A 1,133-nucleotide genomic window follows, 5' to 3' on the forward strand; every position below is an offset into this window, starting at 1 on the left:
CGGGCGCAGGCGCGCCGCGCGGCCGTGCGGCACGCGCGGGGTCGTGCGCCGACGCGTGGGTCGCTGCGCCGCCGGAATTGCCGGCCGGACGCGGCGTCTCCTTCGGCGCGCGCGTCAGCTCGTACACCGTCTGCCCGCGCAGCCGGAATGCCTGCGTCACGTACGTGAAGTTCTCCGAGTGGCCGGCGAACAGCAGCCCGCCCGGCTTCACGAGCGGCTCGAAGCGCGACAGCACCTGCGCCTGCGTCGGCTTGTCGAAATAGATCATCACGTTGCGGCAGAAGATTGCGTCGAACGGCTTCGCGATCCCGTAGTCGGCATCGGTCAGGTTCAGCTGCTCGAAGCGGATCATCGCGCGCAGCTCGGGCCGCACCTTCACGCGGCCCGCCTGCGCACCCGTGCCCTTCAGGAAGAAGCGCTTCAGCCGCTCCGGCGACAGATGCTTGACCTGGTCGTACGTATAGATGCCGGCGTCGGCCTTCGCGAGCACCTGCGTGTCGAGATCGGTCGCGAGAATCGACGCGCTGCGCGCCGCCGATTCGCCGAGCGCCTCGATCAGCGTGATCGCGATCGAGTACGGCTCCTCGCCCGTCGATGCGGCCGAGCACCACACCGATACCGGCGCCGGGCGCCCCTTCACGAAGTCCGCGAGGATCGGGAAGTGATGCGACTCGCGGAAGAACGCGGTGAGGTTCGTCGTCAGCGCGTTGACGAACGCCTCCCATTCGAGCGGATCGTCCTCCTGCTCGAGCAGGTCGAGATAGTCGCGGAACGCGTCGAGGCCGCGCGCGCGCAGCCGCCGCGCGAGGCGGCTGTATGCCATGTCGCGCTTGTGCTCGGACAGCGAGATCCCCGCGCGCTGATGGATCAGCGCTCGGATGCGCGCGAAATCCGCGCCCGTGAACGCGAAGTCGCGCCCGGGCTCGCCCGCGCGGGGCGACGCGTCGGGTGCATCGGATCGAAACGGTGCGCGCGCCGGCTGCATGGCTTAGAAGGTCTCCCAGTCGTCGTCGGACGCGCCGGCCAGCGCCGGGGCCGGCTTCTCGCCGTTCAGCGCGGGACGCACGAGCGCGGGCTTCGCGGCGGGCTTGTCCGCGGGCGCGGGCGCCGCCGGCTTCGCGAGCCGCGGGCCG

The 1,133-nt window shown here is 71.2% G+C and carries 1 protein-coding gene; it reads right to left on the minus strand.

The window, feature by feature from the left end; translation table 11 throughout:
* The coding region (locus BUB20358_RS27925) for a CheR family methyltransferase (RefSeq protein ID WP_254593987.1) at positions 1 to 985 on the minus strand (985 nt) is incomplete at its 3' end.
* Positions 986 to 1,133 lie beyond the last annotated feature (148 nt).

Origin of the sequence: Burkholderia dolosa (assembly GCF_902499135.1) — a bacterium.
GTDB classification, from domain to species: Bacteria; Pseudomonadota; Gammaproteobacteria; order Burkholderiales; family Burkholderiaceae; genus Burkholderia; species Burkholderia dolosa.